At 55.0% G+C, this 4,214-nt stretch carries 4 protein-coding genes; 1 reads left to right on the top strand and 3 read right to left on the bottom strand.

The window, feature by feature from the left end; translation table 11 throughout:
- Nucleotides 1-380: 380 nt before the first annotated feature.
- Together GYN01_RS22085 and mobQ are read right to left on the bottom strand one after the other, a co-directional pair.
- Nucleotides 381-1,007: a hypothetical protein gene (locus GYN01_RS22085; RefSeq protein WP_203307803.1), complete on the bottom strand. Its 627-nt coding sequence runs from the start codon at nt 1,005-1,007 to the stop codon at nt 381-383.
- A 10-nt stretch (nt 1,008-1,017) separates the two neighbouring features.
- Nucleotides 1,018-2,127, bottom strand: a complete 1,110-nt coding sequence (gene mobQ, locus GYN01_RS22080) for a MobQ family relaxase (RefSeq protein ID WP_203307802.1) — start codon at nt 2,125-2,127, stop codon at nt 1,018-1,020.
- A gap of 172 nt (nt 2,128-2,299) precedes the next feature.
- Here mobQ and GYN01_RS22075 point away from each other — a divergent pair, with 172 nt between their 5' ends.
- On the top strand, nt 2,300-2,581 hold the full coding sequence (locus tag GYN01_RS22075; protein WP_203307801.1) for a hypothetical protein: 282 nt from the start codon (nt 2,300-2,302) through the stop codon (nt 2,579-2,581).
- A gap of 49 nt (nt 2,582-2,630) precedes the next feature.
- Here GYN01_RS22075 and GYN01_RS22070 read toward each other — a convergent pair whose 3' ends face one another.
- Nucleotides 2,631-2,969, bottom strand: coding sequence for a hypothetical protein (locus tag GYN01_RS22070; RefSeq protein WP_203307800.1), 339 nt, complete (start codon nt 2,967-2,969; stop codon nt 2,631-2,633).
- Nucleotides 2,970-4,214 lie beyond the last annotated feature (1,245 nt).

Below are 4,214 nucleotides of genomic sequence, written 5' to 3'. Positions count from 1 at the left end.
GAAGGTGGCCAAGAGTGGGCCCACATAAAAATCACCGGCATGGTTCGCGGCCATGTACGCGGGGTTGTACAGCGGAATTCGTTAATTCCCAGCCCCCCAACAATGGATCCAGTCACTCGCAAGCAGCCTCATCATACCTGATCCTGAACGCTTGTGAATGGCCCTGTGCTACCAGGTGTTTTTAGGCCGTTATTTGCAGTGACGCCGGGTGAAATACAGTGAATGACATAGACAATGACATAATCATTATTTATGATCCTTACACATAACTGCATCCCGTGAAGTGTGTAGAAAGGGCTTCGCAACCCTTGTCTACACAGTGTAAGACCGAAAAAACCGCCCTTCGCATGGCGGTTTTTTTTCGCCCTTTTTTTGGCTCTTCAGTAGCCCTGCAGAATCATCCAACGCTGCCCGTTTTGACCGTACTGATCGCCTTTCTCAGCCTTCGGATCAATCCTTGCACACAGCCTTTTTGAATCGCCACATACAGACAGCTGAACCCGCCCACCTTGGGCCTCCAGGGCGGCGGCAGCGGCCCGTAGGTCCGCGATTTCGTTGGGGCTGGGTACCAGAAGCATCGACAACGCCACGATGGAAGCCAGCAGCACACAACTGGTCGCAGCCCAAATAGCGGCCCACTTCCAACTGATCGAGCTTGCTGCTTGGTGCAGGCTTTCTTCCGCCTTCTCTGCGCGCGCTGTAACGCCCTGTAGCGCCTTCACAGCGGGATTTACAGAATCCCCCAGAGTGGACTGGGTTTGCTGCTGGACGTTCGCTAAAGCGGCCTGAACGGCCTTCTCGACAGCGACCCGCGTGGCCTTCTCGATGATAAGCGACGAGGCCTGACCCGCTTTGTGCATCTCTTCAACGGCTGTGCCAGCACGAGCTATGACCGCATTCAGTGCAACCTGCCGATCCTCCAGCTTTTGCAGTGCCTCACTGACCGCTCGCTGCTGCTCTTTGGTTACTGCCATCAGGCCAAATAGCTCCTGCTCACTGATGCTCAAATTCTTCCCCTTACATGCCGAATTCAGGGCCACCACGGCCTTTGCTAGGGGCTTTATCGTGGTTTAACTGGTCTTTTTCGAATCGTTTTAAGGCCGCTTTGGCCTGCTCTTGTCGTTCGAGTGCGGCGCGCTCCAGGGCAACTCTGTGCAGCTCGTTGGCCATGCGTTCGCGCTCCGCATCAATACGGGCGTTGAAGTCTTGGTTTTGCTGGAAACGAGCATTGAACGCGGCCATTCCCTCAGCAGCGGTTTTAGCTAATTGTTCGCGTGCAGCACGCTCTGCACGGGCTTTTTCAAAGTTGAATATCTGTGCCGACACCATGCCCAGCTCAGCCCGGTTGGTCACCAGTTCGCGGGTATGGTCATTCGCTGCAGCTCGATCCAACGCGCCCAACGGCGCCCGGCATTTACGGGCCGACTCGCGCCTGATCTGCGTCACCCTTGGGCCTTCGTGAAGGGTTGCCGGCCGATCCAGCTCCGCAGCTCGATCCATGTCGCCGGCATCGAGCGCAGCGGCGCGCTGCTCAATCAAAGAACGCCGATCCACCCGCGCTTCAACCCCAGCACACTCCAGTGAAGAATTGGTTCGACCCTCGATCATGGCCCGTATCCACTCCACCTCTTGCGGGCCGCGCTTCACGTCGTCCAGTTCGCGGGTCTTCTCACCCAACTGGCCCGACGCATCAAGGCGGCGCGTGGTCATCAGGATATGGACGTGGTGATTGCGGTTATCGCCCTCTCGGTCGGGCTGGTGAACGGCCAGCGTTCCCGCTGTGCCGTAGCGATCGGCCAAGCCCTGCGCAATCGATTTGGCCAGCTCTCGACGTTGTACCTGGTCAAGTTCGTGAGGCAGTGCGACCAGCACTTCCCGGGCCACTCGGGCGTTCTTGCGAACCTCGGCGGCTTCGGCCTTGTTCCACAGTTCAGAACCTGACTGCGGAGCCATGCCGACCGGAGCAAATGACTCGACGTAATCCACGCCGGAACGGCGGGTGTAGTCGTGAATGTCGCCGGTACGCTCGTCGATGATTCGCTCTGCATTCCGATACGCAGCGGCGGCAGTGGCGGAACGGCCACTGCTACGACTGACGGGTTTGACGGATGCGGAGTAGAGCGCCACGGTTTTGGATTCTCGATTTTCTTGTGATCTGTTTTTGATTTGTCGGCATTGCCGACCGCCTGCAAACGTAGTTTGCGTAAGTGCGCCCTTCTCTTCTTTCAGGGTAGGTCTGTGCACGTCAATACTCTAGCGTAGAATGACCATAACCGACACCATCAAAGGCATAACAGACATGGCTGATTTAGACGACCTGAAACGAAAACGTGACCAACTCACAGCCAAGATTCAGCAGGCAGAAGCACGGCAACGAGCTACAGCCAAGAAGGCAGAAGATAGGGTAAAGGTTTTGGTCGGCGCGGCAGTTTTACATCAGCAAACTCAGTCCACCGAAAAGCGCGCTGCTCTGTTGGCTTTACTGAATAGTTTCCTTACCCGTCCGGCTGAAAGACTGGCAGTACTTGGAGAGGATGGACAAGGCTCAGAAGCATTCAAGCGCCTTATCGCGAACAGTTGATTGACTGCTAATCACGTTTTAGACCATTCGGACTTTAGGTTCCTCTGGTCTATAACAATTGCTTGATTACAGCGGCAAATAACAGAGCGAAAAGCCCCAACAAGATGACATGCATGGACGTAAGACCTTCTTCTTTTGCCCTCGCTTGTTGCCCCATCTCCTCAACAGCTTGTTCCTGTCTCTTATTCTGTTTCTCTTCCTGAGCTTTGGCTCGTAGCGCCTCTCGCTCCTCCTGAACAAGCTGGGCTACTCGGTATTTCAAATAAAGAGCCTGGGCGAGAGGATCGTCCCCGCGAGCATCTGAAAATGCTTTCGCTCGCAGACCAGGTCGAATACGTCCCGATTTAATCTCATCACTCGCAATTTCAAAAAAGTGCTCGTCGTTCACACAATTCTCCGAGAGGTCTATCAACAAATAGACCGATTAAAGCATTCGCTTCGCTCACCAGCTCGACCCCCTAAAGGGGGACCCCCACTCGCTGGAGTAGATCCAGAGCGGGTTATGACCCTAGAAGACAAGAGCAGGAGCAAGGCTGGCTGACGCGCAGCTAGGGCCGCAGGGCGGCATGATAAGGCTGGCTGACGCGCGGTTTGAGGTTCCCACTGGCGTGGGAGCCCCTACGATTGGCCTTAAAAAAGGCCTCTCGCATGGCTCCACGCAGCGGGGAAATTTCGGAGGAAAAAACACTCCCGACTCCCACTCCCAACAGGCGTTCCAGACTTTCAGGGGGTTGTTTACAGCAGTAGCCCCTAGCCCTCTTCGGCGTCTGGCGGTTGGTGGGTTTTAAGACAGTGACAGCGCCCGTGGTTGGGTTTTTACGCTGCCCTGCCGTTGCCTTCTCGCCCTTTCGGGTCGCACCTAACCGGCTATACCGGCTGCTGTGAAGAGATCCCTTGATCAGCAGCTGTACTCCCCCAAGCCCAAAGCATCATGGTATCCAAGCGTCGGGGGGAGGTATCGGGAAGAGGCTGGAGGCTTTACAGCGGGGGGTTTCCCACGCAGAATTGGCTTTCCAGGTCTCGAATCCCGCCTCCTAAAGCAGAATTCCCCGAGACCTAGGCTGGAGGTGTTACTAGCACCCACCCAGCCCGTGAAACCCCGCCTTGGCGGGGTTTCGTCGTTTCTACGACCGTGAAAGTGTTCCACGGGCGAAAGTAATCACGAAACACAATATCTTGTGTTTTCCCTTTGGCGTCAAACGCCTGTGGAACATCTTTTATTCAGACAAAGTTTCCGATTCGGAAACTTTGCCTATTTGGTGAGCCCTTTTGGTTCTCTGTGGCGCAGCCGCAGAGAACCAAAAGGGCCGACAAGCGCAGCGCGTCAGTAGATTTTTAGGGAGACGGTGGATTAGGTTTTAGTACTTTCTGAGCACAAAAAAAAACCGCCCCAGCTGGAAAGCTGAAGCGGTTTTTTCTCACTAAACTACCGCCTTACGGCAAGTAGTCTTGGTGATCACGTATGAATTCCCATGCAGAACTGAGAAAACTCAAGGTTCTGATAGTCGTCCACACGTGGCTCAGAGTATTTAGCAAAAGCTTCATACGCCATGGCCCCCGTGTTGGCTGACCAGTCTTCCATCGTCTCAGCGCGGCCCTTTAACGACTTCGGAAACACATAACTGCATCCAGT

Source organism: Pseudomonas weihenstephanensis (assembly GCF_016812185.1).
GTDB classification, from domain to species: domain Bacteria; phylum Pseudomonadota; class Gammaproteobacteria; order Pseudomonadales; family Pseudomonadaceae; genus Aquipseudomonas; species Aquipseudomonas weihenstephanensis.
The sequence above is the reverse complement of the archived record's forward strand: the minus strand, read 5'-3'. Positions and strand labels throughout refer to the sequence as shown.

Excerpts from the sequence above, each read along its gene's own strand:
- GYN01_RS22075 (WP_203307801.1), top strand. The coding sequence starts at position 2,300 with ATGGCTGATTTAGACGACCTGAAACGAAAACGTGACCAACTCACAGCC.